Genomic DNA, 26,924 nt, shown 5'->3' with positions numbered 1-26,924 from the left:
GCCTTCTTGCACTAACTCAAGGAATTTGGTCCCGCTCGAATTCTCAGCGCGCTTGAGCCACCTCAATGTCCGCTGGCCGAACCTGGGCTAACTGTCATCACGTAGCCGAGCAGCCTCGCGCAAAAGGTGCTGAGGCTATGGCCCCGGACTCCTAGGCACTCCGGGGCCGCTTTGTTCCGGGACGGCAGCTAGAGCTGCGTCAACAACTCCTCGATCCTGATCGGAAAGCGGCGGACACGCACGCCGGTCGCATGCCAGACCGCGTTGGCGACCGCGCCGGCGCTGCCGGTGATGCCGATTTCGCCGACGCCTTTGATCCCGAGCGCATTGACGTGCGGATCGTGCTCCTCGACCGTGATCACGTCGAGCGGCGGCACGTCGGCATTCACGGGGATGTGGTACTCGCCGAGATTGGCGTTCATGATCCGGCCGCTGCGGCGGTCGGTGATGGCCTCCTCGTGCAGCGCGAAGGACAGACCCCAGATCATGCCGCCGAACAGCTGGCTCTGCACCATCCGCGGATTGACGATGCGTCCCGCCGCGAAGGCGCCGACCATGCGGGTGACCCGGACCTGGCCGAGCTCGGGATCGACCTTCACCTCCGCGAACACCGCGCCGTGGGCGTGCATCGCGTATTCCTCCATCGCCGCAGGGTTCGGCGCGCCGGTGCCGCGCGCCTCGACCTCGGAGACGCCAGCGCGTGCCAGGATCTCGACATAGCTCTCGCCGCGGCCCAGGTCGTCGCGCCGAAACAGCTTTCCGTCGCGCGCGACCACGCCGGCATTGCCGGCACCGTACAGCGGCGAGCGCTCGTCATTGGTTGCGAGATCGGCGAGCTTTGCGATCACGGCCGCGCCGGCGCTGTGGATCGCCGCGCCGGCGGTCGCGGTGTGCGCCGAGCCGCCGGCGATGCCGGCGTCGGGCAGGTCGGACGTGCCGGCCTTGAACGTGATGTGGTCCATATCGAGACCAACGGCATCGGCGGCAATCTGCGCCAATGCCGTCCAGGCGCCCTGCCCCATATCATGCGCGCCGATCTCCATCACGCCCGAGCCATCGCGACGGATCACCGCGCGGGCCTCGGCCTGGAACATCAGCGCCGGGAAGGTCGCGGTGCCCATGCCCCAGCCGACCAGCAGGCCGGCATCGTCGCGCATCTGCCGTGGCTGGAGCGAGCGCTTCGCCCAGCCGAAGCGCGCCGCGCCCTGCTCGTAGCAGGCGCGCAACGCTTTCGAGGAGAAGGGCTTGCCGGTGATCGGCTCCACCTCGGCGTAGTTCTTGAGGCGAAAGGCCAGCGGATCCATGCCGCAAGCCCAGGCCATCTCGTCGATCGCACTTTCGAGCGCGATCGATCCTGTCGCCTCGCCGGGCGCGCGCATGAACAACGGCGTGCCGGTGTTGACACGCACGGCGTCATGCGAGGTGCGGATTGCAGGGGCTGCATAGAGCGAGTGCGAGGCGCCGGCCGCGGGCTCGTAGAAATCATCGAACGTGCTCGATACGGTCCTGGCGTGATGATCGAGCGCCGTCAGACGCCCCTCACCGTCGGCGCCGATGCGCAGCCGCTGGCGCGTCGGCGCGCGATGGCCGACCGGGCCGTACATCTGCTCACGGCGCAACACGAGCTTGACCGGCCTGCCGACCAGCTTGGCCGCCATGATACCGAGCGTCGGTGGACCGGCCATCAGCCCCTTGGAGCCGAAGCCGCCGCCGAGGAAAGGGCTGCGGATGTGGATCTTGTCGTGCGCGATGCCGAACAATTCGGCGATACGCGCCAGCGACATTGTCAAACCCTGGGTCGGCATGTCGACCGACAGTTTGTCGCCGTTCCAGCTGGCGACGATCGCATGCGGCTCCATCGCGTTGTGATATTGCGGCGGCGTCTCGTAAACCGCGTCGATCTGCTTCTCGGCTGAGGCCAGGCCCGCCTCGACATCGCCGTGGTGATGCGCCGCGGGATTGCCGACGCCGACGACCGGCGGCACGAAACTTTCGCCGGCATCGAGACCGATCAGCGCGGGCAGCGTCTCGTAACGCGGCGCCAGCAGCGCCGCGCCTTCCGTTGCGGCCTCCAGCGTCTCGGCGATCACGACGGCGATCGGCTGATTGGCGTAGCGGACCTCATTGCTCTGCAGCACTTCCATCCGGAACACGAATGGATTGGTCTTGATCTCCGGGTCGACCGCGAGCTGCGGCTTGTGGTCCGGCGTCATGACGTCGACGATGCCGGGATGGCGCTTGGCAGCGGCGACATCGAGCGAGATCACACGGCCGCGCGAAATGCTGGCGACGGCCATCACCGCAAACAGCATGCCGGGCGGATGATTGTCGGCGGCATAGATCGCCTGCCCCTTGACCTTGAGGATGCCGTCGCGGCGGGTCAGCGACTGGCCGATATTCGAGCCGTGGCGCAGATGGGCGGGCGCACTGGTCAGGTTGAGCTCAGGCATGGATGGCTCCGGAGGTCGAGGCAAAGGGAGAGGCCGGCAGCGCCGGCAGGCGCGCGGGCGTACCGGCTGCGGCCAGCGTCAACGCGCGCACGAGAATGCGGCGCGCGAGCTCGATCTTGAAGGCGTTGTCACCGGACGGCTTTGCATCGGTGAGCGCGCGGCTGGCGGCTTCCCGGAAGGCGTCGGCCGTGGGCGCGACGTTCCTGAGAACATCCTCCGCGGCGCGCGCACGCCAGGGCTTTGCCGCAACGCCGCCAAGCGCGAGCCGCGCCTCCACGATCTTGCCGCTCTCGATCCGCAATGCGGCCGCAGCCGATACCACGGCAAAGGCATAGGACGTACGTTCGCGAACCTTGAGGTAGCGCGCATGCGCGGCAAAGCCGCGCGCCGCAGGCGGCAGGCGCACCGCAGTGATGAGGTCGCCGGTTTCGAGCGCCGACTCGCGCTCCGGGGTATTGCCGGGCAGGCGGTGCAGCTCGTCGAGCGCGATCTCGCGCCGGCCGTTCCTGCCCTCGATCTCGACGACGGCGTCGAGTGCGACCAGCGGCACGCAGAAATCGGACGGATGCGTGGCGATGCAGTTCTCGCTCCAGCCGAGCACGGCATGGCTGCGGTTCTCGCCCTCACGCGCATCGCAACCGCTGCCGGCCTCGCGCTTGTTGCAGCGGCTCGCGGTGTCGTAGAAATAGGCGCAGCGCGTCCGTTGCAACAGATTGCCGCCGACCGTCGCGGCGTTGCGCAGTTGCGCGGATGCACCGGAGAGCAGCGCTTCGGCGACCGCGGGATACGATCTCGCGAACTCGGTGTCATGAGCGAGATCGGCGTTGCTCACGAGCGCGCCGATCCGCAACGCCCCGTCGGCGAGGCGCTCGATCCCGTCGAGCCCATTGAGATGCGTGACGTCGACGAGACGATCCGGACGGCTGACGCCCCCCTTCATCAGATCGAGCAGATTGGTGCCTGCGGCGAGATAGACGGCGCCCTGCTGGGCCGCGGCGGCAACGGCCTCGGCGACCGTGGCGGGCCTGACATAATCGAACGGTTTCATGCGGAGCGCCTCTGATTGGATTCGTCCATGCGTCCTTGCGCGTCGAGCACGGCATCGACGATGCCGGCATAGGCGCCGCAGCGGCACAGATTGCCGCTCATGCATTCGCGGATGCGCTCGGGATCGTTGCCGGCCTGCGCCTCGCTCATCATGCCGATGGCGCTCATGATCTGGCCGGGGGTGCAGAAGCCGCACTGAAAGCCGTCATGGGCGATAAAGGCGGCCTGCACCGGATGAAGCTGGTCGCCGCGCGCAATGCCTTCGATGGTGAGGATGTCGGCGCCGTCATGGCTGATGGCGAGTGCGAGGCAGGAGTTGATGCGCTTGCCGTCGACGAGAATGGTACAGGCGCCACACTGGCCGCGGTCGCATCCTTTCTTGGTTCCGGTCAGATGAAGGCGCTCACGCAGAAGATCGAGCAGCGTGACGCGCGGATCGTCGAGGACGAATTCGCGCCGCGCACCGTTCACGGTGAGGCTGATGGAGTGGTTCATACAAGGCTCCGATCAGATATGGACATGACTAGTCGTGCAGCGCGCCACCGCCGTGGCCGCCGTCAACGTGGCGTCGCCCGAACATGATCGAGCCAACACTTGAGCGAAGATACGGAGGCACCCTCCGCTTAACAAGAGGCACCCAAAATATTTTGGAATTCGTCAAAAGCCCATGCGCGTACAACGCGATGCAGCTCGCCAAGGGTTCAAGAAGTGTTCAATCTAACCAATTCGTGATCTACATTGCCTGATATGGACGACCACACCGACCAGACCCGAAAGCCCCGCGCCGATGCCGTGCGCAATCGCGAGCGCGTGCTCGAAGCGGCGAAGCTGGTGTTCAGCGCGGGCGGCCCCGAAGCGAGCCTGGAAGCGGTCGCCAAACGCGCGGGCGTCGGCATCGGCACGCTCTACCGCCATTTTCCCACGCGCGAGGATCTGTTCGAGGCGGTGTACCGGCGCGAGGTCGAGCAGCTCAGCGAACTCGCCGAACAGCTGAAGAACGCCAAGGACCCCGTCGATGCGCTCAGGCGCTGGCTGCGCTCAGGTGTCGAATTCGTCGCCACCAAGAAGGGGATGATGGCAGCCCTGGCGCTCGCGGTGCAGAGCGGGTCCGAGTTGCACGCCTTCTCGTTCGATCGGCTGACGAAGGCGACCGGCTCGCTGCTCGACCGCGCAGTCGCGGCCGGCGAGATGCGCGCCGACATCAGTGCCGAGGACTTGCTGCGCGCGTTCTTCGGCATGTGCTACATCCACGACCAGCCCGGCTGGCAGGCAACGGCGCTGCGGCTCCTCGACGTGTTCATCGACGGGCTGCGGGTGCAGCCCGTCACGAAAGCCAAGCCGCGTGCCGTTGCCAAACCTGCGAAGCCCGTCGCGAAGCGCAAGCGATAGCCGACGGCGACCAGAAGATCACCGGAGGCTCGCTGCTGAAAGCTGGACGGGAGGCCTAAGTCGCGAAGCCCGGGCCGGTCTTCGTCGCGTACATCCGCGAGCGGATCAGCAGCAATACGACGATGCCGATGTTCAGCGCGTTCCACGCCACGCCGTTGGCGAACGCCGCGGCATACGAGCCGGTGGCATCGAAGATGACGCCCGACACCCAGCCGCCGAAGGACATGCCGAACACGGACGCGAAGATCACGATGCCGACGCGCGTTGCGGCTTCGCTCGCCGGCATCGCCTCGCGCACGATGATGGCATAGCTCGGCACGATGCCGCCCTGGAACAGGCCGAACATCGCCGAGATCAGATAAAGCGAAGTGAGGCTATCGAAGAACAAATAGAACACCAGCGCAAAGCCCTGCGCCAGCGATCCCACCAGCAGCGTGCGGATGCCGCCGATCTTGTCGGCGAGATAGCCCGACCCGATCCGGCTGACGATGCCGCAGCCCATCATCAACGACAGCATCTCGGCGCCACGCGCGACGCCATAACCGAGATCGCCGCAATAGGCGACGATATGCACCTGCGGCATCGCCATGGCGACGCAGCAGGAGATGCTGGCGATCGAGAGCAGCACCGTCAGCATGTTGGTCGACAGCTTGAGATCGACCCGCGGCGGCGGTGCATTGGCATGGTCGCGGATATGGTCGTCGCCCATCTGCGCGCGCAGGACGAGGACCAGAAGTGCCATCGCGCTCGCGCAGACAAGGCCGATGCCGATATGGGTGTAGCGCCAGCCGGCGGTCTGCATGCCCCAGCTCACGATCGGCGGCCACATCGTGCCGGCGACATAATTGCCGCTGGCGACGATGGTCACGGCAAGTCCGCGATAGCGCTCGAACCAATGCGAGGCCTCCGCCATCAGCGGCGCGAAAGTCGCGGAGGTGCCGAGCCCGATCAGGAAATACGCCGCCACGAACTGCCAGAGCTGCGTCGACAGCCCCGCGAGCACGTTGGCGATGCCGAGAAAGGCGATGCTGATCGCCATCGCCGGCACGATGCCGAACCGGTCGGTGATCTTGCCGGCGATCACGCCGCCCAGCCCAAAACCGAACATCATCAGCGTGAAAGCCAGCGACACCGCGCCGCGTGTGGCACCGAATTCGGTCTGCACCACGGGAATCACGACCACGACGGCCCACATGCCGACGGCGCCGATCGAGCCGATCAGGAGCGCAATGACCAGGCGCATCCAGGCCTGACGCGAATCAGGGGTGAATGAAGCCGGGGTTTGTCCTGGATGATTTGGCGCGTGCACGGAACGGACCATGTTCGTTGATTGCCACATGGTCAAGCATCGTGGCGCGATATTGGGCATGCGCGGTGCACTGCGGTAAGAAGGAGCTTGGCGAACGCGGGTTTTGCCACTAGTTTGCAATCAGCGTGTGCAACATTGCCGCGCGGGGAACATGTCGGCGGAATGCTGTTGCGATTGACACGATCGATGCGGATCAGGGTGGGGCGCCTCGTTGCCCTCGCCTATCTGTTCTGCGTGCTCGCGCCCGCAGCAGCGCTCGCCTGGGGCAGCGGTCCGGCACCGTGTCTTGCGGACGAGGCCCCGCTCGCCGATCTCGCGCCGGCGCACCACCAGATGCAGGCAAGCCATCAGCATGGCGCTCCCTCGCATGACCACGCGGGAGCGCATGCGCATCACCAGACCGCTGCGCAGGACGCGCCCGCTCCGCATCATCATGGCGGCAAGGGCACGACCGGACCGTGCTGCGGGATGATGTGCGTGAGTGCGCTGCCGACCGATCTGCCCAGCGTCGCCAAGCCGCTTCAGCCCATCTCCGCCTGCGCGCCCGAGATCGTGGCCAGCCTGCACAGCGCGCCGCCGCCCCTGCACTACCGCCCTCCCATCGCCTGATCTGACGCGACGACGTCAGGCCGAGCGCGCGTCTGCGCGCGCGAACCTGTGGTCTTTACGGACAGATCAGGGATGAATCATGTTGACGCTTTCCGGGGCGAAGTCCGCCGCCGCATCCGCGGCGCGTGGACGACATTTTCTATTTAGTTGGTCGCTGCTGACCGTAATTGCGCTGGCGTTGGCCGGCTGCATGCCCGCAACGACACACATCGCCGCCGCGGATCCTGCCGATCCCGCGGCCAAGGTGGCGCCGACCATCTATCGTTCCACGATCGCGCCCTACAGCAGCCTGCGGCCGGCGACGCCGGCACCATGGCGCGAGCGCAACGAGAATGTCGCGCCGCAGCCGAAGCAAGACCGGTAGGAGCGCGCCATGGCACATCATTTCGCGCGAAGCCTGCTCGTTCTCGCTGCGCTCAGTCTGTCCGGCTGCGCCGCGTTCTCGCCCGACAGCGGCATGACGACAGTCTCGGAGCTGACGAGCCAGAGCATCAGCAAGGACGTCGCCTTCGTGCGAACAAGCGAGGGAGAGGGCGCAGTTGACGGGCGCATGCGCCAGCTGCTGTCGCGGACATTGACCGCAGACACTGCCGTGCAGATCGCGCTGCTCAACAACAAGGGGCTGCAAGCGGCCTACAATGAGCTGGCGCTGGCCGAGACCGATCTGGTCGAACAGAGCCTGCCGCCCAATCCTGTGTTCTCGATCTCGCGGATCTCAGGCAATGGCGCCAGCGAGATCGAGCGCCAGGTGGTGGGTGACATCCTCGCGCTCGCCACCCTGCCGTTCCGCTCCGACATCGCCCGCGACCGTTTTCGCCAGGCCCAATTGCGCGCGGCACTGGCAACATTGCGGCTCGCCGCCGACGTCCGCCGCGCTTATTGGCGCGCCGTTGCCGGCAACGAGATGGTGGTGCTGCTGACGGACGCGAAGGCGACGGCGGAATCGACCGCACAGCTCGCGGTCAAGCTCGGCGAAACCGGCTCGCTCAACAAGCTCGACCAGGCGCGCGAGCAGGTGTTTTACGCCGAGACCACCGCCGACCTCGCCACCGCACGGCAGACGGCAGCGAGCGCACGCGAAAGGCTCGCACGCCTGATGGGGCTGTGGGACGGCGGCCTCGACTTCCGCCTGCCGAACGCGTTGCCGCCGCTGCCGCGCCGAGCGCTGGCCTTACCCTCGATCGAAACCGACGCGGTGGCCCATCGCATTGACCTGCAGATCGCGCGGCTGGAGCTGACGGCGCTGGCGAAATCGCTGAATCTCACCGAGGCGACGCGCTTCGTCACCCTGCTCGATCTCGCCGGCATCTCCCGCCGCACCCAGGATCCGGAAGGTGCGCCGTTCCGCGAGCGCGGCTTCGACGTTCAGTTCCAGATCCCGATCTTCGACGGCGGCGAGGTCCGCGTGCGCCAGGCGGCGGAAACCTACAATCTCGCCTTCAACCGCCTGACCGAGCGCGCCGTCAACGTCCGTTCGGAAGCACGCGACGCTTATCGCAGCTATCGCTCCAGCTACGACATCGCCAGCCACTACCAGCGCGAGATCATCCCCTTGCGAAAGATCATCACAGAGGAGATGCAGCTGCGCTTCTCCAGCATGCAGGTCGACATTTTTGCGCTGCTCACCGAGGCACGGCAGCGCCTGGCGTCGCTGCGCGGCGCCATCGATGCAAAGCAAAGGTTCTTCCTCGCCCAATCCGACCTGCAGACCGTCGTCAACGGCGGCCGCTCGCCTGCGGCCGGCAGCGACAATCCAACCACCATCGCCGCGGCAGCGCCTGCCGATGGCGGCCACTGACATGGAGGCCGACATGTTTTCCCGCCGAGGATTTTTAGGCACAGCCGCGCTTGCCAGCGCCTCAGCCATCAGCGGCCGCGTCCAGGCCGCGTCGATTCCGGAGGCCCCGCACATGGACAAGGTGGTGATGCAGCCGCCGCTGCACCCGATCAGCGGTCCGGACTACCGCCCCGTGGTCACGCTGAACGGCTGGTCGCTGCCGTTCCGCATGAACGGCGACTGGAAGGAATTCCATCTCGTCGCCGAGCCCGTGGTGCGCGAGTTCGCCGAAGGCATGAAGGTGAATCTGTGGGGCTATAACGGCCAGTCGCCGGGCCCGACCATCGAGGCGGTGGAGGGCGACAAGGTCCGCATCTTCGTCACGAACAGACTGCCCGAATACACCACCGTGCACTGGCACGGCATGATCATTCCGAGCGGCATGGACGGCGTCGGCGGGCTGACCCAGCCGCACATCCAGCCGGGAAAGACCTTCGTCTACGAGTTCGAGATGAAGAAGAGCGGGACCTTCATGTACCACCCGCATTCCGACGAGATGGTGCAGATGGCGATGGGCATGATGGGCATGGTCGTCGTGCATCCGCGCAATCAAAACTTCCGGCCCGTCGACCGCGACTTCGTCTTCGTGATGAGCACTTATCGCGTCGATCCCGGCACCTATCTGCCGCTGGTCAATGAGATGACCGATTTCAATATGTGGACCTGGAACGCGCGGGTGTTTCCCGGCATCGATCCGCTGCCGGTCAGGCTCGGCGACAAGGTGCGCGTGCGCATCGGCAATCTCAGCATGACCAACCATCCCATCCACCTGCACGGCCACAGCTTTGCGGTGACCTGCACCGACGGCGGCTGGATTCCGGAGAGCGCGCAATATCCGGAGACGACGACCGACGTGCCGGTCGGCGCGGTGCGGGTGTTCGACGTGCTCGCCGACAATCCCGGCGACTGGGCCTTCCACTGCCACAAGTCGCACCACACCATGAATGCGATGGGACACGAGGTGCGCAATCTGATCGGCGTGTCGCGCAAGGATCTCGCCAAGGCCGTCGGCAAGCTCGCGCCTGACAGCATGGCGATGGGCTCGACCGGCATGGCGATGGGCAACATGGAGATGCCCGCGCCCGACAACACGCTGCCAATGATGACCGGCACCGGCCAGTTCGGGCCGATCGAGATGGGCGGCATGTTCACGGTTATGAAGATCCGCGAGGACCTCGCCCGCGACGATTACCGCGATCCCGGGCCCTACCAATTCCCGAAAGGCACCGTCGCCTACGAGGTCACGGCGCCAACCACAGAGCCGGCACGGCAAAAACCAGGCAGCCCCCCGATGAAGCACATGAAGATGTGAGCGTTTCGATGAACCACCCCCAACTGGAGACTACAATGAAGAAGACCGTCACATTCGTCCTCGCGCTGGCAGCGCTCTCGATCTCGTCCGCCGGTGCGCACGAAAATCACGGCCACACGTCCTTTTCAGCGGGCGAGCCCGGCGATCCCAAAAAGCCGGCGCGCACCATCGAGATCGCGCTGAGCGAGATGTCGTACGAGCCGTCGAACATCAACGTGAAGCGCGGCGAGCAGATCCGCTTCGTGCTGCGCAATGTCGGCAAGGAGGATCACGAGTTTCTGCTCGCCACACCCAAGGAGAATCTCGCGCATGCCGAGGTGATGAAGAAGCATCCGCACATGGAGCATGACGATCCGAACGGAGTGCGACTTGCCCCGAACAAGACGGCCGAGATCGTCTGGAAGTTCAGCAAGGCCGGCACGTTCGAATTTTCGTGCCTGATTCCCGACCACCGCGACTACGGCATGGTCGGCCACGTCACCGTGAAGTAAGCAATGGAGACCCCCATGAACATCATCATCCGTATCACTGCAGCGCTGGCGCTGACGTTAGGCGTTGCCACTGGAGCCCTGGCAGCCGGGGCTGCCTCGATCAGTGGCGAGGTCAAGAAGATCGACGAGGGCGCCGGCAAGATCACGCTCAAGCACGGGCCGGCCAAGAGCCTCGGCATGGAAGAACCCATGACCATGGTCTACCGCGTCAAGGACACAGCGATGCTCAAGCAGGTGAAGGTCGGCGACAAGGTGACCTTCGAGGCCGAGGAGGCGGCATCGGGGTACACGGTGACGAAGATGGAGAAGGCGAAATAGGCGACCGCTCCTCAGCCGTCATTCCGGGGCGCGCCTCTTGGCGCGAGCTATGATGCGCAATTGCGCATCAGAAAATTCCCCACAACACCTGCAGCACGATGGATTCCGGGTTCGCCCTTCGGGCGCCTCGGAATGACAACCCTTGGTGGCCCGAAACACCCGCCCCGCACTCCTGCCGCGCCCTCCGTTAACCCTTTGCTAACCATACACCGGGCAAAAATTGCCGGGTGAAGTCGAGTGTCGTCAGCCGGGTAGAACGGGAGATCCCCCGTGGACGCCAGTGCGGTGCCTCACTTTCGGAGCGGCGGCCCTTCGGCCGCCGCGCAGACGTTTGGGGCGCGCGGACGGCAGTCGCGCGGGGAGGCAGCTACCATGGTCGACGTCACCGCAGGACAGGGCGTAGGCGCAGCAAGGCCCTCGATTCCCTCCCTCAACGAGGTCGTCACGATCCTCAAGCGCGGCGACATCGCGCTGGCGCTCGGCATCCTCACCATCCTGGTGGTGCTGATCCTCCCCCTGCCTGCGATCGTGCTGGATCTGTTCCTGGCGATCTCGATCACACTCTCGATCCTGATCCTGATGACGTCGCTGTTCATTCAGGCGCCGCTGGAATTCTCCGCCTTCCCGACCATCCTCCTGATCTCGACCATGCTGCGCCTGTCGCTCAACATGGCCTCGACCCGGCTGATCCTGTCGCACGGGCACGAGGGCACGGCTGCCGCCGGTCACGTTATCGAAGCCTTCGGCAGCTTCGTGATGGGCGGCAATTTCGTCATCGGTATCATCGTCTTCGCCATCCTGATCATCGTCAACTTCGTCGTCATCACCAAGGGTTCGGGCCGTATCGCTGAAGTTGCCGCCCGCTTCCACCTCGACGCCATGCCCGGCAAGCAGATGGCGATCGACGCCGATCTCTCTGCCGGTCTGATCGACGAGAAGGTCGCCAAGGAGCGGCGCAAGGAACTCGAGGACGAGAGCGGCTTCTTCGGCGCCATGGACGGTGCTTCCAAGTTCGTCCGCGGCGATGCCATCGCCGGCCTGCTGATCGTCTTCATCAACGTCGTCGGCGGCATGATCATCGGCGTGGCGCAGCAGGGCATGTCCTTCGCCGACGCCGGCCGCAGCTACACGCTGCTGACCGTCGGTGACGGCCTCGTCACCCAGGTGCCGGCGCTGATCGTCTCGACCGCGGCCGGCCTGCTCGTCTCCAAGGCCGGCGTCTCCGGCGCCGCCGACAAGGCGCTGATGAAGCAGTTCTCCGGCTATCCGCAGGCCCTCGCCATGTCCTCGGCGGTGATGCTGGTGCTGGCGGCGCTGCCGGGCATTCCGACCATCCCCTTCCTCGCGCTCGGCGCCGGCGCTGGCGCGCTGGCCTGGCACGCCCGCAACCACAAGAAGACCGCCGTCAAGGCCGAGGAAGCCGCCAAGGCCGCGCCTGCTCCGGGCATGCCGGGTGCGCCGGGCGCGGCTGCGGCCGAAGAGCCAATCTCGGCGGCGCTCAAGATCGACGACCTCAAGATCGAGCTCGGCTATGCCCTGCTGCCGCTGGTCAACGGACCCGATGGCACCGACCGCCTCACAGAGCAGATCAAGGCGCTGCGCCGTTCGCTCGCAATCGAGATGGGATTCGTGATGCCGGCGGTGCGCATCCTCGACAACGTCCAGCTCGAGGCCAACACCTACATCATCAAAATCAAGGAGGTCGACGCCGGCTCCGGCAAGATCTGGCCGAACCAGTTCATGGTCATGGACCCCGGCGGCAGCCAGGTGCAGGTGCCCGGCATCCACACCACCGAGCCGACCTTCGGCCTGCCCGCGACCTGGGTCGACGCCAGCCTCAAGGAAGAGGCCTCGCTCAAGGGCTACACCGTGGTTGACGCCGCGACCGTGCTCTCGACCCACCTCACCGAGCTGCTCAAGGCCAACATGTCGGACCTGCTCTCCTATGGCGAGGTGCAGAAGCTGCTCAAGGAGCTGCCGAAGGAGCAGAGCGAGCTGGTCAAGGACATCGTGCCGGGACAGGTCACGGTCTCCGGCATCCAGCGCGTGCTGCAGCTCCTGCTCGCCGAGCGCATCTCGATCCGCGACCTCTCGACCATCCTCGAAGGCATCGCCGACTCGCTCGCCTTCTCGCGCAATCCCGCGACCATGGTCGAGCATGTCCGCGCCCGCCTAGCGCGCCAGATCTGCGCGCAGAACACCTCCTACAACGGCTATCTGCCGCTGATCGCGCTGTCGGCGCGCTGGGAACAGGCCTTTGCCGAATCCATCATCGGCCAAGGCGAGGAGCGCAGCCTCGCGATGCAACCCTCGAAACTGTCGGAGTTCATGACCGCCGTGCGCGAAGCCTTCGAGCGTGCCGCCCGCGAAGGCGAGGCGCCGGTGCTGGTCACCTCTGCCGCAATTCGTCCGTTCGTGCGTTCCCTGGTGGAACGGTTCCGAGCCCAGACCACCGTGCTGTCGCAGGCCGAAATCCACCCTAGGGCGAGGTTGAAAACGGTCGGAAGCATCTGATTTGCCTTAAGAAGCCGTGTGTTTTTCGGCCACAGGCAAATGGTTTTTCAGCTCCTGGCGCCTTGTGGACCAAGCATCGAAAAGGCAATCCGCGGGCACATTACATCTTTGAAATAATTATATAATCGAACGATCCAGGGGCGTTTTTGATCGCGACGTTTCACGTCCTTTCACGCCCTTGTGATGGCCTCTTGGGAACGAATCCTCCCAATACTAGGTTGTTGAGCACCGGAAGCATGAACCGGCCTGAAAGGGCTGGCGACTACTTCGGGTAGATGGCGGCAGGAGGCTTCCATGAACCACTCGATCTACAGCGCTGATCGCGCGACCCATTTGAAGATTGTGGTCGTCGCCCTCGTCGCAGGGATCGCGGTGGCGGGCCTCGGCATTACGGCACGCACGGGTTCGGATGAAGGTCTGACCCAGACCGCCCGCGTCATCAAGGCCGACAAGCCGGTCGTTATCACCAGTTCGAACGCGTCCCTCGTTCGCTAAGGAGATCTGACGAGTTTTGTGAATTCACGCGGCTCTTTACCAGCCCCCCAAAGTCGCCACGTGGATATGTAGACGACCCCAACCCCAAGTCGACTACAGAAAGCGCCCGCCCCCCACGGGCGCTTTCTCACGTCTGGGGTACCCGTCATTGCGAGCGCACGCTCGTCCAGCTCGTCATTGCGAGCGAAGCGAAGCAATCCAGATTCCCTCCACGGAGATACTCTGGATTGCTTCGTCGCAAGAGCTCCTCGCAATGACGGAAGCGTATGTCGTGCTCTCCCCGGGGAGCGATGCACTATTGCCCCCGTCGCCTTGCAGATGGCTGATGCACGTGCCCGGTTGGGCCGCCACATCACCACAAGACTTGGCGCACAGACCCCGGGCGCCAGGACGACACGATTTGGCCGTACGCCGATCACACCGGTCGTATGCGCGAGGCCTTTGCTCACGGTTACCCGCCCTGCAAAACCCTTCGCGCCGATGTGACCCACGTCCACCGCCGCCCGGCCCGCCTTCGTGACGATCGCGATACGCCCCTCTTCCTTGGGCCCGGGTTGCGGCGACACATACGCCGTTTCCGAATTTCGGTAAAGTGAAATATTTTAACTGGGCCCACTCGGGTTGGTCTCGATCAGTAGCCTCTGTGTCAAATTTCTGGAATTGGAATCCATAAGCAGAAGTGAACCCGATTACAGCGAGGCCAACGACCGGCGTGCCATCGAAAACAGGCCTATAGACCAGCAGACCGGGCATCCTCGAAAGGCCATTAATGATACTAGCCCCAGAATGACGGAACCTAGTACTGCAGGCCAACCTGCGTCTGTCCCGACCCACACCGCCGTCGAGAGAGCTCCAATTCCGACAAGACCTCGGATAAGGTGCTCGGTGAGTGAACTGCTGGCGAACATTTTGACTCCTCAGCGCATTATATATTCACGCACGAGCGCTCGACCGCGATGCAGTCGAGCCTTCACAGTTTCTCGGGTTAGCTCCAGCGATTGCGCTATTTCGCTGATCGTCATTTCGTCCACATCCCGCAAAATGAGCACCTGCCGGTAGTGGCTCGGCAGCGACTGGATCGCGGCAGCTATATCGATGCGAAGTTCTGATTCTGGCCTCTCCGAACGCTGCAGGTCATTTTCCAACGAAGAGACGTCATCGGGAAGGCCTATATGCTGCTTTGCCAATCTTAAGCAGGTTCGATGAACTATCTGAAAAAGCCAGAGGGAAAAGGCTCCGGCACGTTGGAGACGACCAATGCGACGATACACGATCCATAACGTTTCCTGAACCGCGTCTTCCACATCGCTTGTCGTGCGGCAGGTTCTTCGCGCGTACCGGCGTATGTCGGGCTGCGACGTTTTGAGCAGCGCCAGGATGGCGTCAGCGTCCCCGCCTATTGCCGCTTCCAACGTGCTCGGCGATGAAAAAGGTGTGCTCATGGTTCGGCGCGGAGCTTCCGACCTCTTACTGCGCATGCCGGGCAGTATCCGAAAACGCCTGTAAGCGCGGTCAGGACCCCGACACCGGCGATCAGGTATCCAACGGGCATACCTTTAAGGCCTAGTAGCCCACAAGCGATCATAATTGCCCCAGCCAAGAGCCGGACCCAACTTTCCGAGCCAGCCACGTTCTTTTTGTACAGCATAGCAACCTCCTGCCTTTGTAGCGTCGTCTCTGAGGCCCTGGAGACTTAGAGGCTTAAAAAATGAGAAACGGTTCGCGGCTCCGAAAAAATAGTCTAAGTTCGGCTGGCGTCAAAAGCCGGCGGTCGGCGGGCTGCGTGAAAAGGTCTGCTCCGGGTCACGAGCGTCGCCATCTGCAACACTCGGCTGTACGTCGACTTCCGCTATGCCCCGTTCGCGACCGAGGTCTGGTGGCGGTGCAAATGTCGCGAAGGGCCAACGGACTAAACCGCTCGCGCGGTAGGACCCCGGGGCTGGCGACACAGCCAAGACGATAGCGCGACGGGGCGTCCTGTCTTGAGATGAGGGGTTCGCAACCTTCATCCAAGACAGGAGCATCCCCATGACCGACGAGGCAATGAGCCCGTTGCGCCGGCGCATGATCGAGGACATGACGATCCGCAAGCTCGCGCCGAAGACCCAACATGACTACGTGCAAAGAATCAAGAACTTCGCCGCGTTTCTCGGGCGCTCGCCGGATACGGCGACCTTCGAGGACGTGCGCCGCTATCAGCTACATCTGACGGCAAGCGGCGTTGGCGTGCCGACCATCAACCAGACCGTCTCGACGCTGCGGTTCTTCTTTCGGGTCACGCTCAAGCGCCACGAGATCGTCGAACACACCCATGTCATTCACGAGCCGCGCAAGCTGCCGGTGGTGCTCAGCGTCGAGGAAGTGGCGCGGCTGCTCGATGCCGCGCCGGGGCTGAAGTACAAGGCGGCCTTGAGCGTGGCCTACGGCGCTGGCCTGCGCGCCACTGAAGTGGTCTCGCTCAAGGTCTCCGATATCGACAGCAAGCGCATGATCATCCGCGTCGAGCAGGGCAAGGGCGGCAAGGACCGTCACGTCATGCTATCGCCGAGCCTGCTGGACCTGCTGCGGGCCTGGTGGAAGGCGGCGCGTCCGCAGGGTTGGCTGTTCCCGGGACGCGATCCGGCGCAGCCGATGACCACGCGCCAGCTCAATCGCGCCTGTCACGCCGCTGCGCAAATGGCGGAGATCAACAAGCGCGTCTCGCTGCACACCTTGCGGCACAGCTTCGCTACCCACCTCCTGGAGCAGAACATCGATGTCCGCGTGATCCAGGTGCTGCTCGGTCATGCCAAGCTCGACACCACGGCGCTGTATACCCGCGTCGCGACCAAGACGATCAGCGAGGTCATGAGCCCGCTGGAGCACATCGCGCTCAAACTCAAGGAGATCCGGCCGCCCGGCTGACGCCAAAGCGGTGTCGCGCCCGGCTTTGGAGGTTGCGGATATCTTCCGCGACCATGGCCCGGCATGGCGCAAGGCCCATGCCGGCCATGTCAGCCTCCACCAGCTCAAGGTGATGTCGGCGATCGAGCGCTGCCGCACGGCAGCCCTCGGCGGCCATGTCGCGCGCTGTGAGGACTGCGCCTATACGACCATCGCCTACAACTCCTGCCGCAACCGGCACTGCCCGAAGTGCCAGGGCGCCGCCGCGAAGGAATGGCTTGCCGACCGCGCGGCCGAGCTGCTGCCGGTGCCGTACTATCATGTGGTGTTCACGCTGCCGGCGGCCATCGCCGACATCGCTTACCAGAACAAGACCGTCCTCTACGACCTCTTGTTCAAGGTCTCGGCCGAGACCATGCTGACGATCGCCGCCGATCCGAAGCATTTGGGGGCCAGGATCGGCATTACCTCCGTGCTGCACACCTGGGGCTCGGCGCTCACCCATCACCCGCATGTGCACATGATCGTGCCGGGCGGCGGCATCTCGCTGGACAATAAGCGCTGGATATCGTGCCGGCCGGGCTTCTTGCTGCCGGTGCGCGTACTCTCCCGCCTGTTCCGGCGCGTGTTCCTGGAGAAGCTCGTCGCTGCCCACCAAGCCGGCCGCCTCAGCTTCTTCGGCGATTACGCCCACCTCGCCGAGGCGCAATCCTTCGCAGCTTACCTCACCCCGCTGCGCAAGGCCGAGTGGGTCGTCTACGCCAAGCGGCCGTTCGGCGGTCCCGAGGCAGTGCTGGCCTATCTGTCGCGCTACACCCACCGTGTTGCCATCGCCAACAGCCGCCTGATTGCCTGCGACCAGCGTGGCGTCACCTTCAAGTGGAAGGACTATCGCATCGAGGGCCGTGATCGCTACAAGCAGATGACGCTCGGGACCTTCGAGTTCATCCGCCGCTTCCTCATCCACGTGCTGCCACGCGGCTTCCACCGCATCCGCCACTACGGCCTGTTCGCCAAAGGCGCTTGCGCCGATAACATCGCCCGCGCCCGTGAGCTGCTCGCCGTTGCAAAACCTCAAGATGAGCCCACCGCTGCCGCCATCGATCCCAGCAAGCCGAGCTGTCCGTGCTGCGGCGGTCGCATGATCGTCATCGAGGTCTTCGCGCGCGGTGCAACGTCACGGTACCAGCCAACAGGTCCTCAGAGCGTCATCAGGATCGACACCTCATGACCGCGTCAAAGTCCTACAAATCTGCTCGTTACACGCGCCGGCTCTCGACCGGCCACGGCAGAGTGCACTCAGATGTAAAGCTGTCGTCTAAAATCGCCCGACAATTTGCTGCGTTCGACGCAATCTGTCGCTCTTCCATCAGCCGCGGCATCGTCAGCCAGCTTGCTGCGTCGGCTCGATCCCAATCGCACGCTCCGCCCGCGGCGCTCAAATCCCCATAGCGCACGCCGCACCACCAACGTATCCCCTCCCGCGGTTTCCTCCCTTGGAGGCTTTCGGACGCCGACCCTCGGAGCCCGCGGCACCGTCAATCATTGGGCCGGCATCCGAAACCCTTCACAATAACCGACATCAGCCTGGGAGGGCATCCCGTCACGGCGCGCTTGGCATTGCCGCCTGGTCCGTCATACAGTGTGCTGTGGGTTGGATTGCGTGCCATGGCAGAAGAACGGCCGTTCCGGGTGGAGCGCAGGCTGTCGGCGATATTGGCCGCCGATGTGGCTGGCTATTCGCGGCTCATGCACCATGACGAAGAGGCTACGCATTCCAAACTGACAGCGCTGCTCGCGGACAGTGTCATGCCCGCGATCTCCGAACACGGCGGTCGCATCGTGAAGAATACGGGCGACGGGTTCTTGGCGGAGTTTCCAAGCGCGGTGGAAGCGGTCCGCGCTGCTGTGCAATTTCAGAACCGCATCAAGGAACTTACAGGCGCTGAGGTGGAGGATAGGCGTATTGCTTTCCGGGTCGGTGTCAACATTGGCGACGTAATCGTCGAGCCGAATGACATCTTTGGAGACGGCGTCAATATTGCAGCGAGGCTCGAGAGCATCGCAGAACCTGGCGGCATCTGCATCTCATCTTCTGCCTACGATCAGGTCCGAGGCAAGGTCGGGGTTGAGTTCGTCGATCTGGGCGAACAGAACCTCAAAAACATCGCTCGCCCGATCCGGACCTATGCCATGGTCCGGGATGAGCTTGGCCCGGCGATGAGGGGCGGCAGCATGCCGGCGGGCGCCCTTTCAGCACCGCGTCTGTCCATGGTGGTGCTACCGTTCGCGAACATCGGAGGCGATCCTGAGCAAGACTATTTCGTTGATGGCGTGACCGAGAGCCTGACCACGGATCTATCGCGCATCAGCAGTTCGTTCGTCATCGCCCGCAACACGGCCTTCACCTTCAAGGGCAAAGCCGTAGACGTCAAGAAAATCGGGCGCGAGTTGAACGTCCGCTACGTGCTCGAAGGCTCGGTGCAGCGTGGCGGCAACCGACTTCGAGTAAACGTGCAGCTGATCGACGCCGAAACAGGCAATCACCTTTGGGCCGAACGCTTCGACAAGCCTGTCGCCGACCTGTTCGATATGCAGGACGAAATCGTATCACGGCTCGCCAATACGCTGGATGCCCAGCTAGTCGCGGCCGAGGCGCGGCGCGCGGAACGTTCGCTGCATCCCGATGCGATGAACTTGTATTTCCAGGGCACCGCTTGCTTACATAAGGGGCTGTCCAACGAACACTTGGCGCGAGCGCGCGGCTTTTTCGAACGTGCCTTGGCGCTCGATCCAGGCAGTATCGAAGCACTGGTTGGCACGGCAATAGTTGACTTTAATCGGGGCGCTAACTTTTCTATTGACGATCGGGCCATGCCCCTCGCGGCGGCCGAGGTGACCTTGATCAAGGTTTTGTCTCTAGCTCCGCAATATGCGCCGGCCCACCTGTATCTGGGCGCGGTGTATATTTTTACGGGCCGCGCGGCCCAAGGTATTGCTGAATGCGAGCAGGCGCTGGCACTGGACAGAAATTTAGCTAACGCTCATGGTTGGATCGGTCTTGCCAAGCATATTCTTGATCGCCCCGGGGAGACCGAGGGCCACGTCCACGAAGCGCTGCGCCTCTCTCCCCGCGATGTCTTCGCCCACCGATGGATGATGTGGGCAGGCCTCGCGAGCGTTCATCTGAACGCCAACGCCGAGGCGGTCGCGTGGCTACGCCGGAGCATCGAGGCTAACCGCAATTTCCCACTCGCGCATTTCCATTTCGCTGCGGCGCTGGCACTGCTTGGGTCGCTGGACGAGGCACGGGCGGCTGCGCAGGCGGGGCTTGCACTCAATTCAGGGTTCACCATCCACCGGTTCCAACGCCAGACACCGAGCAACAATCCGACGTACCTCGTCAAACGCGAGCGCATCCTAGAGGGTATGCGCATGGCCGGGGTGCCAGAGGGGTGATGTCGGAGTTGGGTCACGAGCGGAGATTTGGGCCCGTGCCGATGACGTCGGGATCACCTCTGACAGCCGACATCGAGCAAGTTTCGTGGGCGGTCGAGAAGAGCCAGAAGCTGACATCGACCACCGCGTCTGCAGCGGTCAAAAGGATCGCTGATGCGAAGTCCGGACCGCCCTCAACGGCACGTTGCGTGATGTCCGTTGTTGCTCGAACGTAGCGCATCCCAACGCAGCTAGCGCCGGCCTCCTTTGCAACGCGGAACTTCCCAAACCCTTGGGATATTCCTGTTATGCAAGCACTCCTCACATATACCTTCGTTTGTATTGACAATCTCAAAAAAAGTTTGGGCGAGAGTCGCAAACCGAACCGACAGTCCCGTTTTCTCTTAGCACAAAGTCGTATGGGTCGGGGCTAACTCAAGGCTCATCCAAAATCTGATCGAACACAGAGCGTGAGCTCTCGTGACGCAAGCGAGCGTTGCGAGGAATGCTTTCGCTTGAGAAAGGGAATGTTGCGTGAGTGAAAGCGAAATGAAATTGACGCCGAACGGAACGAATGTTTTCGGGATGCCATGGTTGGATTTCTCGAAGGCCGCCTTGCCGGGCGTGGGGCGCGAGCTTGCCGAGCAAGGCCTCGCCCGCGCACGGGAAGGCTGCGAGAAGATCAAGGCCGCCTCGGAAGAGATGGCGGAGGCGCTGCGCGAGACCTATTCGAGCAATGCGAGATGCACGACCGACTACGGGCTCAAGGTGCTCGAAATCTCAAACGCCAATGCCGCTTCTGCGCTCGATTTCTTCGTCCATCTGTTCGGCAGCAAGTCAGCGACCGATGTCTATACCTTGTCGGCGGCGCAAGCGCGCAAGGCGTTCGACACCGCCTCCGACCAGAACAAGGAATTGTGGGCGCTTGCCCAGAAGCTCGCGACGGAAACGGGTGAGCCGATCAGGAAGCACTTCACCAGGGTTCTCCACCAAGGCGCCGGCTAAAAAAGCGCGCTCAATTTCACATCCAGATTCGTTTGAGGAGGGATCCGGCCGGTTGGAGCACGCCGAGCTGAGCGAGCACGCCCCCACTGCCCCATGCTCGATCAACAAGTTGCGCGATGCCCCCCTAGTACCGCGCACCGACAAGAGGCGCATTCCAACCGGCCGGCGCTTTTCTGCAAACTACAACAAAGACAAAGCGCAAGGGAAGGGCAACATGGGAATGGTCATGGTCAAATGTCCGCAAACCGGACACGCGATTCCCACCGGTATCCAGACTGATCGCGAGAACTTTGGGCGCCGCGCGGTGTTTTTCTCGCGCACCCGTTGTCCAATCTGCCGCACCGATCACGCGTGGTTTGCGCGGGAAGCCTGGGTCGACGAGCCGGGCATCCGGATCGCGCCGTCATAGCGGCGGCTCCCGAAAGTACCCCAACTGTTGACCTTGTCTCGGTCCCGGCGGTCTTCAGACGCAAGCTGCATGACCGGCTCATGGATTTCGGCCGGGACAAGGTGCGAGACATTCATGAACCCGCTATCGGCGAGCGACGTGTTCTTTACGGTCGCCATCATGAGCGTCACTTTCCTGGCCGAGGTTGGGCTCTTTATTTTGATTGGAATGCTTTGAAAGGAGCGCGCGATCTGGGCAGCGCGCCGCCGATGCGAGGCCTAGGACTCCGCAAGCTTCAACAGCGGGGGAAATGCAGACATCACCCGAGGTCTGAACCTCCTCCGAATGAGTGGACACCTGTAGTAGGCTCATTGAGCCCGGAGGTGTCGAATGGAACGTCAACGTCGGTCATTTACCGAAGAGTACAAGCGCCAGGCCGTTGAGCTGGTGGTGTCGAGCGGTCGCTCGATCACGTCGGTAGGCAAGGAACTCGGGCTGCGCGACTCGGTGCTGCGGCGCTGGTTGGATAAGGCCGGGCAGCAGCCGGCATCGGCGGCGTGGCGCCCCACCACGCAGGCGACGCCGATGTCGGCGGACTAGGCTTCGGAGATCGCCCGGTTGCGCCAGGAGAACGAACGGCTGCGCATGGAGCGCGACATTTTAAAAAAGTCGATCGCGATCTTTGCCGGAACCCGGACATGAGCTTCCGCTTCATCGAGGACCATCGCGACGCCTATCCGGTACGATTGATGTGCGCCGTGCTCGAGGTCTCGCCGGCCGGCTATTACGCCTGGCGCGATCGCCCGGCGAGTCAGCGGACCAAATCCAATGCCACGCTGCTGGCTGCGATCCGGCAGGCCCATCACGACAGCAGCGGACGCTACGGCAGTCCCCGCGTCCATGCCGTGCTGCGGACGCAGGGCCGTGGCGCCAGCCGCGGCCGGATCGAGCGGATGATGCGCCGGCACGGTATCCGCGCCATCACGGCGCCGCCGCGCCGGGTGCGCACCACCGACAGCCGTCACGACCTGCCGATCGCCCCGAACCTGATCGCGCGCGACTTCACAGCGGAAGCCCCGAACCGCGTTTGGCTCGCCGATATCACCTACATCCCGACCGCGGAGGGCTGGCTGTATCTGGCGGCCGTCATGGATCTCTTCAGTCGAAAGATCGTCGGCTGGGCCATGCGGGATCACATGCAAGTCGAACTCGCATCCGCGGCGTTGACGATGGCCATCCAGCAGCAACGGCCGCAGGCCGGATTGATCCACCACTCCGATCGCGGCGTGCAGTATGCCTCACACGCCTATCGCGACGCTCTCACGGGCGCCGGCATCGTTGCATCGATGAGCCGCAAGGCCGATTGCTACGACAATGCCCCGATGGAGAGCTTCTTCCATACCCTGAAGACCGAGCTCGTTCACCATCGCGACTACCAGACCCGCGCCGAGGCCCAGCGCGATATCTTCGCCTTCATCGAGGGCTTCTACAACCGCACCCGGCTCCATTCCGCGATCGGATATATCGCCCCGATCGAGATGGAGCTAAAAGCCGCTTAAACCCGTCCACTTTTTCGGGGGAAGATCAGTCGCAGAAGGGGCATCTTCGACCAGAATCAGCGGGTCTTATCTGCTAGTTAATGTCCGCTTAGTGCCCGAAAGCAGCCTAGCTAGGTGAAAGCGACAAGCGTAGGTGCGCTGAGTTAGCCAGAGCCGTTGGCTTAAGGATTGATCGCCTAGCGCGGGCGGCCATGCAGCCGGCTTTACCGCGGGCGCTACTCGCCGCGCTAGCAGTGATCTTGCGCCGGGCCGGCGGCGCCTAAGCTTTCAAAGGTACTTTGGGCCTGCCCTCGCGACGCGGGTACGCGGGACCGCGCGCCTTTTGCGTATTTCGGGACCCCGTTTTCGGGCTTTGGTTCCTCGAAAAATGCAAATCGATCGCCCGTTCGCTATGGCGCAGCCCTTCACCCAGCCACCGTTCGCGGCCGCAAGTGCTAGGATTGCGTGTGTCCTTCTTGCTCAGGCAGCGAAGATGAAGCGTGTACCCGTGTAGGAGCGCAGGAGCTTGCTCGGCATCTCGGCCTTTGCCATTTCGTAGAACGGCTCACCAGTGCAGTGCAGTGGAACGACGTAGTCGATGTCGATACCCTTCAGCGCTGTGATCGTGTCGCGCACATAGTCCTCTTTATAGGGCGCGAGGTGGAAGCCGCCGATCACCGCATGAACCTTGCTGATGCCCGACGCCGCTTGCGCTTGTTTGATCGCGTTGACTACCCCGCGATGGCTGCAAGAGGTTAACACGATCAACCCGCGGCCTTTTAGATTGAATGCGGTGGCGATCTCGTGCCGGAACTGGTCCGGGATGACAGCCTTCGTCCGTTCGTCCTCGGGAAGCTTGTCGGCATAGCATCCAATGCCGCCGTCCACGCCGATCTTCATGGCGCTGGGGGACAGCAGCTTCTCAAAGCTCGTCTGGCCGATGTGACCCGTGGTGAAGCCGTGATCGGCGACGAGTGCCGGTCCTGCTGCATAGGTCACCGCAACATCGGCGCCTTCCAGCGCCTTGCGATCCAGGGCCCCGAAATCGCCGCGCACCGGCGGAGCCGTCCATTCGCGGGAGCAGAATGCCTCCTCGCCACCGACGTAAATCGGTAGCTTGGCTTTGAGCTTGCCGTTGTTTTCCTTTAGGAAGCCGGCGAGACCGCCAAAATGATCGTAGTGACCATGGCTCAAGACAAGGGCGTCGAGCGCGGCCGGATCGATGCCGACGAGATTGGCGTTGTTGACCAGCGCGTCCGGTGTGAAGCCGAAGTCGACCAGGACATGTCGTGTTTCGGTGCCGCGCCGCGACTCAACGTGCATCGACAGGCCGAACTCACTGATCAGTGTCTTACCCGGCGGCTTGCCACCGCCGATGCCCCAGCCGAAGTGTTCAATCTCAATATCGGAAACCTTCCGGCTTGGCGCGACAGCGAATTGATAGCTGTCGATCACGACGCGCACTGCCACACGGTCGATCTCCGGAACCTTACCGGCGATAGTTTCTGCGCGTACCGGCTTCCCACTACCGATCAGCGTCGCCACAATGGCGCTGAACAGGGCCGCACCGCCGCCGCATACCACATCGCGTCGATGAATTGCGCTGCATTGGCAAGTCAACATGGTGAAATCCTCCCCTTGCGTGGCCTTTCCTGCCACAAGGCATCACGCGGAAACGCGCTCCAGGGCGGAGGCGCTCGGGTGCCAAGCACGCCAGCGTCTGGCAGCCCGCACATTGAGGATCAAAGGCATCCTATCCCGGGCTGGACCCAGTGGCGAGTGTCATTCGGCACGGGCGAGACGGAGCCAAGTGTCGACGGCAAGAGTGCGCTCGTCTCATCTGATCTACGATCGGAGTGCTCAATCTAGCTCCGGGCCATAAACCACCCTTCAGGCAGCAAATCATTGATGCACTGGCGAGCAAGCCGGCTGTGGAAACATGGCCGATTGAGCGTTTGCGGCCCTATGAGCGCAATTCGCGTCGGCATTCGGCCGAGCAGATCGAGCAAATCGCCGCGTCAATCCGGCAATGGGGCTGGACCATGCCAATCCTCGCGGCCGATGACGGCATGGTTCTCGCCGGCCATGGGCGCCTTGCCGCCGGCAAGCTGCTGGGATTTATCGAGGTCCCGGTCATCGTGGCGCGCGGATGGACCGATCAGCAAAAGCGCGCTTATGTCATCGCTGATAATCGGCTGCCCGATGCGAGCGATTGGGACGACGAGATGCTGCGGCTCGAATTGGCCGACCTCGTCGAGGGCGGTTTCGAGATCTCACTGACCGGCATTACCGAGGACGAGCTATCGCGGCTGTCCGTCGGCGTCGGCGAGCTTGAGCAAATGCCGGAATTGCCGGACGGTGATCGGTCGCCATTCCGCGACATGACGTTCGTTCTGTACGGCGATCAATTCGGGATCGTCGAGCGCGCGATAGCCAAGGCGACCAAGCCGCGCGATCCGGACAATCCCAATCGATCGCCGCAAGGCAATGCGCTCGCCACGATCTGCGCCGAATATCTAGGGCGCGTCTCATAAGTCGAGATTGATTGGTGCGGCTCGATGTCCGCTATGCCCCGATACCGACCAAAGACCGCAGCGCAGCGAAATGACGCCAAGAGCCGACAACTCGTCGGTGGCGGGTGGCATTGATGGAGTCAATTCCAGTCAACAAAATCTGAGACTTGGTACCCGCCGATTGCGGCCCGTCACGACCCAAAGCGGCCCTTTGCCGCAATGGGGCACGCGCCGGACAAGTTGCGTATCGGCTTTCGGGGGCGCAGACTTAGTAGCGTATGGTCGAGTTTGGGGATGGCGACCAGTCCACCAACCGGGGGAGGAACTCAAGAGGAGGCGGACTATGAAAGCGATCCTCGTGAGATTGGGGCTTGGCCTAGCTCTGTCCGCCGCGCCGCTCACAACGTGGGCGCAAGCTGATGATGCGCCGCCCGCTTGGGCGTATCCGGTAAACCCGCCGGATTTCAAAGTGCAGCCCGACGATGGGGCGCCGCGGCATGTTCCCGACAGCACTGCCGCGTTCACGCTCACGCAGGCACGAGATCTATTCTTCGCCCTCGATTGGCATCCTTCGGACCACCCGCCGCTGCCGGATATCGTCGCTCATGGCCGCAAGCCGGACGTAATGGCGTGCGGCGTGTGTCACCGGGCGGATGGGCCGGGCGGGCCGGAAAATAGCGGCATTGCCGGCCTTTCCGCACAGTACATCGTTCAGCAGATGGCCGACTTCAAAAGCGGCGCGCGGACGACCTCCGTCCCGCAACGAATCCCGCCGCAGCTGATGATCAAGACTGCAAGGGGCATTACCGATACGGAAATCGAACAGGCAGCGGCCTATTTCTCCGGGTTGAAGCCGCGGGCAGTGATCAAGGTGGTGGAGACCGCCACCGTACCGAAGACCCGTGTCGCCGGGTGGTTTCTCGCGGCCTTACCGGGCGGCGAGATGGAGCCGATCGCCGGTCGCATCATCGAGGTTCCGGAGGATCTGGAGCGCTTCGAGATGCGCGACGCGCGATCGCACTTCATCGCCTACGTGCCGCCTGGGAGCGTCGAACAGGGCCGACAACTCGCTACCACCGGCGGCAACGGAAAGAGCGCGCCATGCACGATCTGCCATGGGCCCGAACTGAGCGGAGTGGGACCGATCCCCGGCCTCGCTGGACGCTCGCCGAGCTACCTCGTGCGGCAACTCTACGATTTTCAGCACGGCACGCGGGCCGGTCCATGGAGCCCGCTGATGGCGGCCAATGTGAGCAAGCTGACGCTCGACGACATGGTGGCGCTAGCCGCCTACGCGGCGTCCCTTCAGCCCTGAGTCGACGGGCCGATGCCGGATTACCTGCGCGAAGTCGCCAAGGCGAAAGCCGAGCTGGCCGTGATCGACCTAA

General features: G+C 63.5%; 22 protein-coding genes and 2 pseudogenes. 17 read left to right on the top strand and 7 right to left on the bottom strand.

Annotated elements, in window-relative coordinates; translation table 11 throughout:
* Positions 1–188 precede the first annotated feature (188 nt).
* The 3 genes from LRP30_RS08410 to LRP30_RS08400 are packed head-to-tail and all read right to left on the bottom strand — an operon-like array spanning position 189 to position 3,992.
* Positions 189–2,450, bottom strand: coding sequence for a xanthine dehydrogenase family protein molybdopterin-binding subunit (locus LRP30_RS08410; RefSeq protein ID WP_249759995.1), 2,262 nt, complete (start codon positions 2,448–2,450; stop codon positions 189–191).
* Complete coding sequence (locus tag LRP30_RS08405; RefSeq protein ID WP_249759994.1) at positions 2,443–3,498, bottom strand: xanthine dehydrogenase family protein subunit M; 1,056 nt, start codon at positions 3,496–3,498, stop codon at positions 2,443–2,445. Before LRP30_RS08405 ends, LRP30_RS08410 begins: the two co-directional genes overlap by 8 nt.
* The gene (locus tag LRP30_RS08400; RefSeq protein ID WP_128935881.1) at positions 3,495–3,992 is read right to left on the bottom strand and encodes a 2Fe-2S iron-sulfur cluster-binding protein; all 498 of its coding nucleotides are present in this window, start codon (positions 3,990–3,992) and stop codon (positions 3,495–3,497) included. Before LRP30_RS08400 ends, LRP30_RS08405 begins: the two co-directional genes overlap by 4 nt.
* A 252-nt stretch (positions 3,993–4,244) precedes the next feature.
* Between LRP30_RS08400 and LRP30_RS08395 the strand changes: the two genes are divergently transcribed.
* Complete coding sequence (locus LRP30_RS08395; protein WP_249759993.1) at positions 4,245–4,886, top strand: TetR/AcrR family transcriptional regulator; 642 nt, start codon at positions 4,245–4,247, stop codon at positions 4,884–4,886.
* Between the two features lie 55 nt (positions 4,887–4,941).
* Here LRP30_RS08395 and LRP30_RS08390 read toward each other — a convergent pair whose 3' ends face one another.
* Positions 4,942–6,207, bottom strand: a complete 1,266-nt coding sequence (locus LRP30_RS08390; protein WP_249761728.1) for an MFS transporter — start codon at positions 6,205–6,207, stop codon at positions 4,942–4,944.
* A 150-nt stretch (positions 6,208–6,357) separates the two neighbouring features.
* Here LRP30_RS08390 and LRP30_RS08385 point away from each other — a divergent pair, with 150 nt between their 5' ends.
* From LRP30_RS08385 to LRP30_RS08350, 8 genes are all read left to right on the top strand, one after another.
* Positions 6,358–6,804, top strand: a complete 447-nt coding sequence (locus LRP30_RS08385) for a hypothetical protein (protein WP_249759992.1) — start codon at positions 6,358–6,360, stop codon at positions 6,802–6,804.
* 79 nt (positions 6,805–6,883) lie between these two features.
* Positions 6,884–7,168: a hypothetical protein gene (locus LRP30_RS08380; protein ID WP_128938323.1), complete on the top strand. Its 285-nt coding sequence runs from the start codon at positions 6,884–6,886 to the stop codon at positions 7,166–7,168.
* Between the two features lie 9 nt (positions 7,169–7,177).
* A complete protein-coding gene (locus LRP30_RS08375; RefSeq protein WP_249759991.1) occupies positions 7,178–8,602 on the top strand; it encodes a TolC family protein in 1,425 nt (474 codons plus the stop codon).
* Between the two features lie 13 nt (positions 8,603–8,615).
* Positions 8,616–9,953, top strand: coding sequence for a copper oxidase (locus LRP30_RS08370; RefSeq protein WP_249759990.1), 1,338 nt, complete (start codon positions 8,616–8,618; stop codon positions 9,951–9,953).
* A 35-nt stretch (positions 9,954–9,988) separates the two neighbouring features.
* Complete coding sequence (locus tag LRP30_RS08365; protein WP_164934420.1) at positions 9,989–10,444, top strand: cupredoxin family protein; 456 nt, start codon at positions 9,989–9,991, stop codon at positions 10,442–10,444.
* A 15-nt stretch (positions 10,445–10,459) separates the two neighbouring features.
* Entirely contained in the window at positions 10,460–10,762 is a 303-nt protein-coding gene (locus tag LRP30_RS08360) for a copper-binding protein (protein WP_249759989.1), read from the top strand.
* Between the two features lie 372 nt (positions 10,763–11,134).
* Positions 11,135–13,276: a flagellar biosynthesis protein FlhA gene (gene flhA, locus LRP30_RS08355; protein ID WP_164934421.1), complete on the top strand. Its 2,142-nt coding sequence runs from the start codon at positions 11,135–11,137 to the stop codon at positions 13,274–13,276.
* A 294-nt stretch (positions 13,277–13,570) separates the two neighbouring features.
* Positions 13,571–13,771, top strand: coding sequence for a hypothetical protein (locus LRP30_RS08350; RefSeq protein ID WP_128935890.1), 201 nt, complete (start codon positions 13,571–13,573; stop codon positions 13,769–13,771).
* Between the two features lie 917 nt (positions 13,772–14,688).
* On the opposite strand, the gene LRP30_RS08345 is transcribed toward LRP30_RS08350, so the two are convergent.
* Both LRP30_RS08345 and LRP30_RS08340 read right to left on the bottom strand, forming a co-directional pair.
* Positions 14,689–15,213: a sigma-70 family RNA polymerase sigma factor gene (locus LRP30_RS08345; protein WP_128956657.1), complete on the bottom strand. Its 525-nt coding sequence runs from the start codon at positions 15,211–15,213 to the stop codon at positions 14,689–14,691.
* Positions 15,210–15,356, bottom strand: coding sequence for a YgaP-like transmembrane domain (locus tag LRP30_RS08340; protein WP_245266451.1), 147 nt, complete (start codon positions 15,354–15,356; stop codon positions 15,210–15,212). Before LRP30_RS08340 ends, LRP30_RS08345 begins: the two co-directional genes overlap by 4 nt.
* A 443-nt stretch (positions 15,357–15,799) precedes the next feature.
* On the opposite strand from LRP30_RS08340, the gene LRP30_RS08335 reads away from it, so the two are divergent.
* The 6 genes and pseudogenes from LRP30_RS08335 to LRP30_RS08310 all read left to right on the top strand — a co-directional run bounded on the left by LRP30_RS08335 (position 15,800) and on the right by LRP30_RS08310 (position 23,044).
* Positions 15,800–16,675 (top strand): site-specific integrase, encoded by an 876-nt coding sequence (locus LRP30_RS08335; RefSeq protein WP_249757956.1) that lies wholly within the window; start codon positions 15,800–15,802, stop codon positions 16,673–16,675.
* Between the two features lie 10 nt (positions 16,676–16,685).
* Positions 16,686–17,885, top strand: a complete 1,200-nt coding sequence (locus LRP30_RS08330; protein WP_249757957.1) for an IS91 family transposase — start codon at positions 16,686–16,688, stop codon at positions 17,883–17,885.
* Between the two features lie 437 nt (positions 17,886–18,322).
* Entirely contained in the window at positions 18,323–20,113 is a 1,791-nt protein-coding gene (locus tag LRP30_RS08325) for an adenylate/guanylate cyclase domain-containing protein (RefSeq protein ID WP_128956658.1), read from the top strand.
* 573 nt (positions 20,114–20,686) lie between these two features.
* Positions 20,687–21,097 carry a phasin family protein gene (locus LRP30_RS08320; protein WP_128935893.1) on the top strand — a complete coding sequence of 137 codons (411 nt, stop codon included), beginning with the start codon at positions 20,687–20,689 and terminating at the stop codon, positions 21,095–21,097.
* A 214-nt stretch (positions 21,098–21,311) separates the two neighbouring features.
* Positions 21,312–21,537, top strand: a pseudogene (locus tag LRP30_RS08315) (hypothetical protein).
* Positions 21,538–21,875: 338 nt separating this feature from the next.
* Positions 21,876–23,044: pseudogene (locus tag LRP30_RS08310) on the top strand (IS3 family transposase).
* A 459-nt stretch (positions 23,045–23,503) separates the two neighbouring features.
* Here the strand turns inward: LRP30_RS08310 and LRP30_RS08305 are convergent.
* Entirely contained in the window at positions 23,504–24,646 is a 1,143-nt protein-coding gene (locus LRP30_RS08305; RefSeq protein WP_249759988.1) for an MBL fold metallo-hydrolase, read from the bottom strand.
* A gap of 233 nt (positions 24,647–24,879) precedes the next feature.
* Between LRP30_RS08305 and LRP30_RS08300 the strand changes: the two genes are divergently transcribed.
* Together LRP30_RS08300 and LRP30_RS08295 are read left to right on the top strand one after the other, a co-directional pair.
* On the top strand, positions 24,880–25,557 hold the full coding sequence (locus LRP30_RS08300; RefSeq protein ID WP_346016207.1) for a ParB/Srx family N-terminal domain-containing protein: 678 nt from the start codon (positions 24,880–24,882) through the stop codon (positions 25,555–25,557).
* A gap of 322 nt (positions 25,558–25,879) precedes the next feature.
* A complete protein-coding gene (locus LRP30_RS08295) occupies positions 25,880–26,851 on the top strand; it encodes a cytochrome C-binding protein (RefSeq protein WP_249759986.1) in 972 nt (323 codons plus the stop codon).
* Positions 26,852–26,924: the final 73 nt, after the last annotated feature.

The sequence above is a fragment of the Bradyrhizobium sp. C-145 genome (assembly GCF_023375135.1).
GTDB lineage: Bacteria > Pseudomonadota > Alphaproteobacteria > Rhizobiales > Xanthobacteraceae > Bradyrhizobium > Bradyrhizobium zhanjiangense.
Note: the sequence above shows the minus strand (reverse complement) of the source record. Positions and strands in the feature narration are given on the sequence as shown.

Excerpts from the sequence above, each read along its gene's own strand:
- LRP30_RS08360 (WP_249759989.1), top strand. The coding sequence starts at position 10,460 with ATGAACATCATCATCCGTATCACTGCAGCGCTGGCGCTGACGTTAGGC.
- LRP30_RS08370 (WP_249759990.1), top strand. The coding sequence starts at position 8,616 with ATGTTTTCCCGCCGAGGATTTTTAGGCACAGCCGCGCTTGCCAGCGCC.
- LRP30_RS08295 (WP_249759986.1), top strand. The coding sequence starts at position 25,880 with ATGAAAGCGATCCTCGTGAGATTGGGGCTTGGCCTAGCTCTGTCCGCC.
- LRP30_RS08395 (WP_249759993.1), top strand. The coding sequence starts at position 4,245 with ATGGACGACCACACCGACCAGACCCGAAAGCCCCGCGCCGATGCCGTG.
- LRP30_RS08400 (WP_128935881.1), bottom strand. The coding sequence starts at position 3,992 with ATGAACCACTCCATCAGCCTCACCGTGAACGGTGCGCGGCGCGAATTC.
- LRP30_RS08305 (WP_249759988.1), bottom strand. The coding sequence starts at position 24,646 with ATGTTGACTTGCCAATGCAGCGCAATTCATCGACGCGATGTGGTATGC.
- LRP30_RS08335 (WP_249757956.1), top strand. The coding sequence starts at position 15,800 with ATGACCGACGAGGCAATGAGCCCGTTGCGCCGGCGCATGATCGAGGAC.
- LRP30_RS08340 (WP_245266451.1), bottom strand. The coding sequence starts at position 15,356 with ATGATCGCTTGTGGGCTACTAGGCCTTAAAGGTATGCCCGTTGGATAC.
- LRP30_RS08390 (WP_249761728.1), bottom strand. The coding sequence starts at position 6,207 with ATGGTCCGTTCCGTGCACGCGCCAAATCATCCAGGACAAACCCCGGCT.
- LRP30_RS08380 (WP_128938323.1), top strand. The coding sequence starts at position 6,884 with ATGTTGACGCTTTCCGGGGCGAAGTCCGCCGCCGCATCCGCGGCGCGT.
- LRP30_RS08405 (WP_249759994.1), bottom strand. The coding sequence starts at position 3,498 with ATGAAACCGTTCGATTATGTCAGGCCCGCCACGGTCGCCGAGGCCGTT.
- LRP30_RS08410 (WP_249759995.1), bottom strand. The coding sequence starts at position 2,450 with ATGCCTGAGCTCAACCTGACCAGTGCGCCCGCCCATCTGCGCCACGGC.
- LRP30_RS08325 (WP_128956658.1), top strand. The coding sequence starts at position 18,323 with ATGGCAGAAGAACGGCCGTTCCGGGTGGAGCGCAGGCTGTCGGCGATA.
- LRP30_RS08345 (WP_128956657.1), bottom strand. The coding sequence starts at position 15,213 with ATGAGCACACCTTTTTCATCGCCGAGCACGTTGGAAGCGGCAATAGGC.
- LRP30_RS08375 (WP_249759991.1), top strand. The coding sequence starts at position 7,178 with ATGGCACATCATTTCGCGCGAAGCCTGCTCGTTCTCGCTGCGCTCAGT.
- LRP30_RS08350 (WP_128935890.1), top strand. The coding sequence starts at position 13,571 with ATGAACCACTCGATCTACAGCGCTGATCGCGCGACCCATTTGAAGATT.
- flhA (WP_164934421.1), top strand. The coding sequence starts at position 11,135 with ATGGTCGACGTCACCGCAGGACAGGGCGTAGGCGCAGCAAGGCCCTCG.
- LRP30_RS08365 (WP_164934420.1), top strand. The coding sequence starts at position 9,989 with ATGAAGAAGACCGTCACATTCGTCCTCGCGCTGGCAGCGCTCTCGATC.
- LRP30_RS08385 (WP_249759992.1), top strand. The coding sequence starts at position 6,358 with ATGCTGTTGCGATTGACACGATCGATGCGGATCAGGGTGGGGCGCCTC.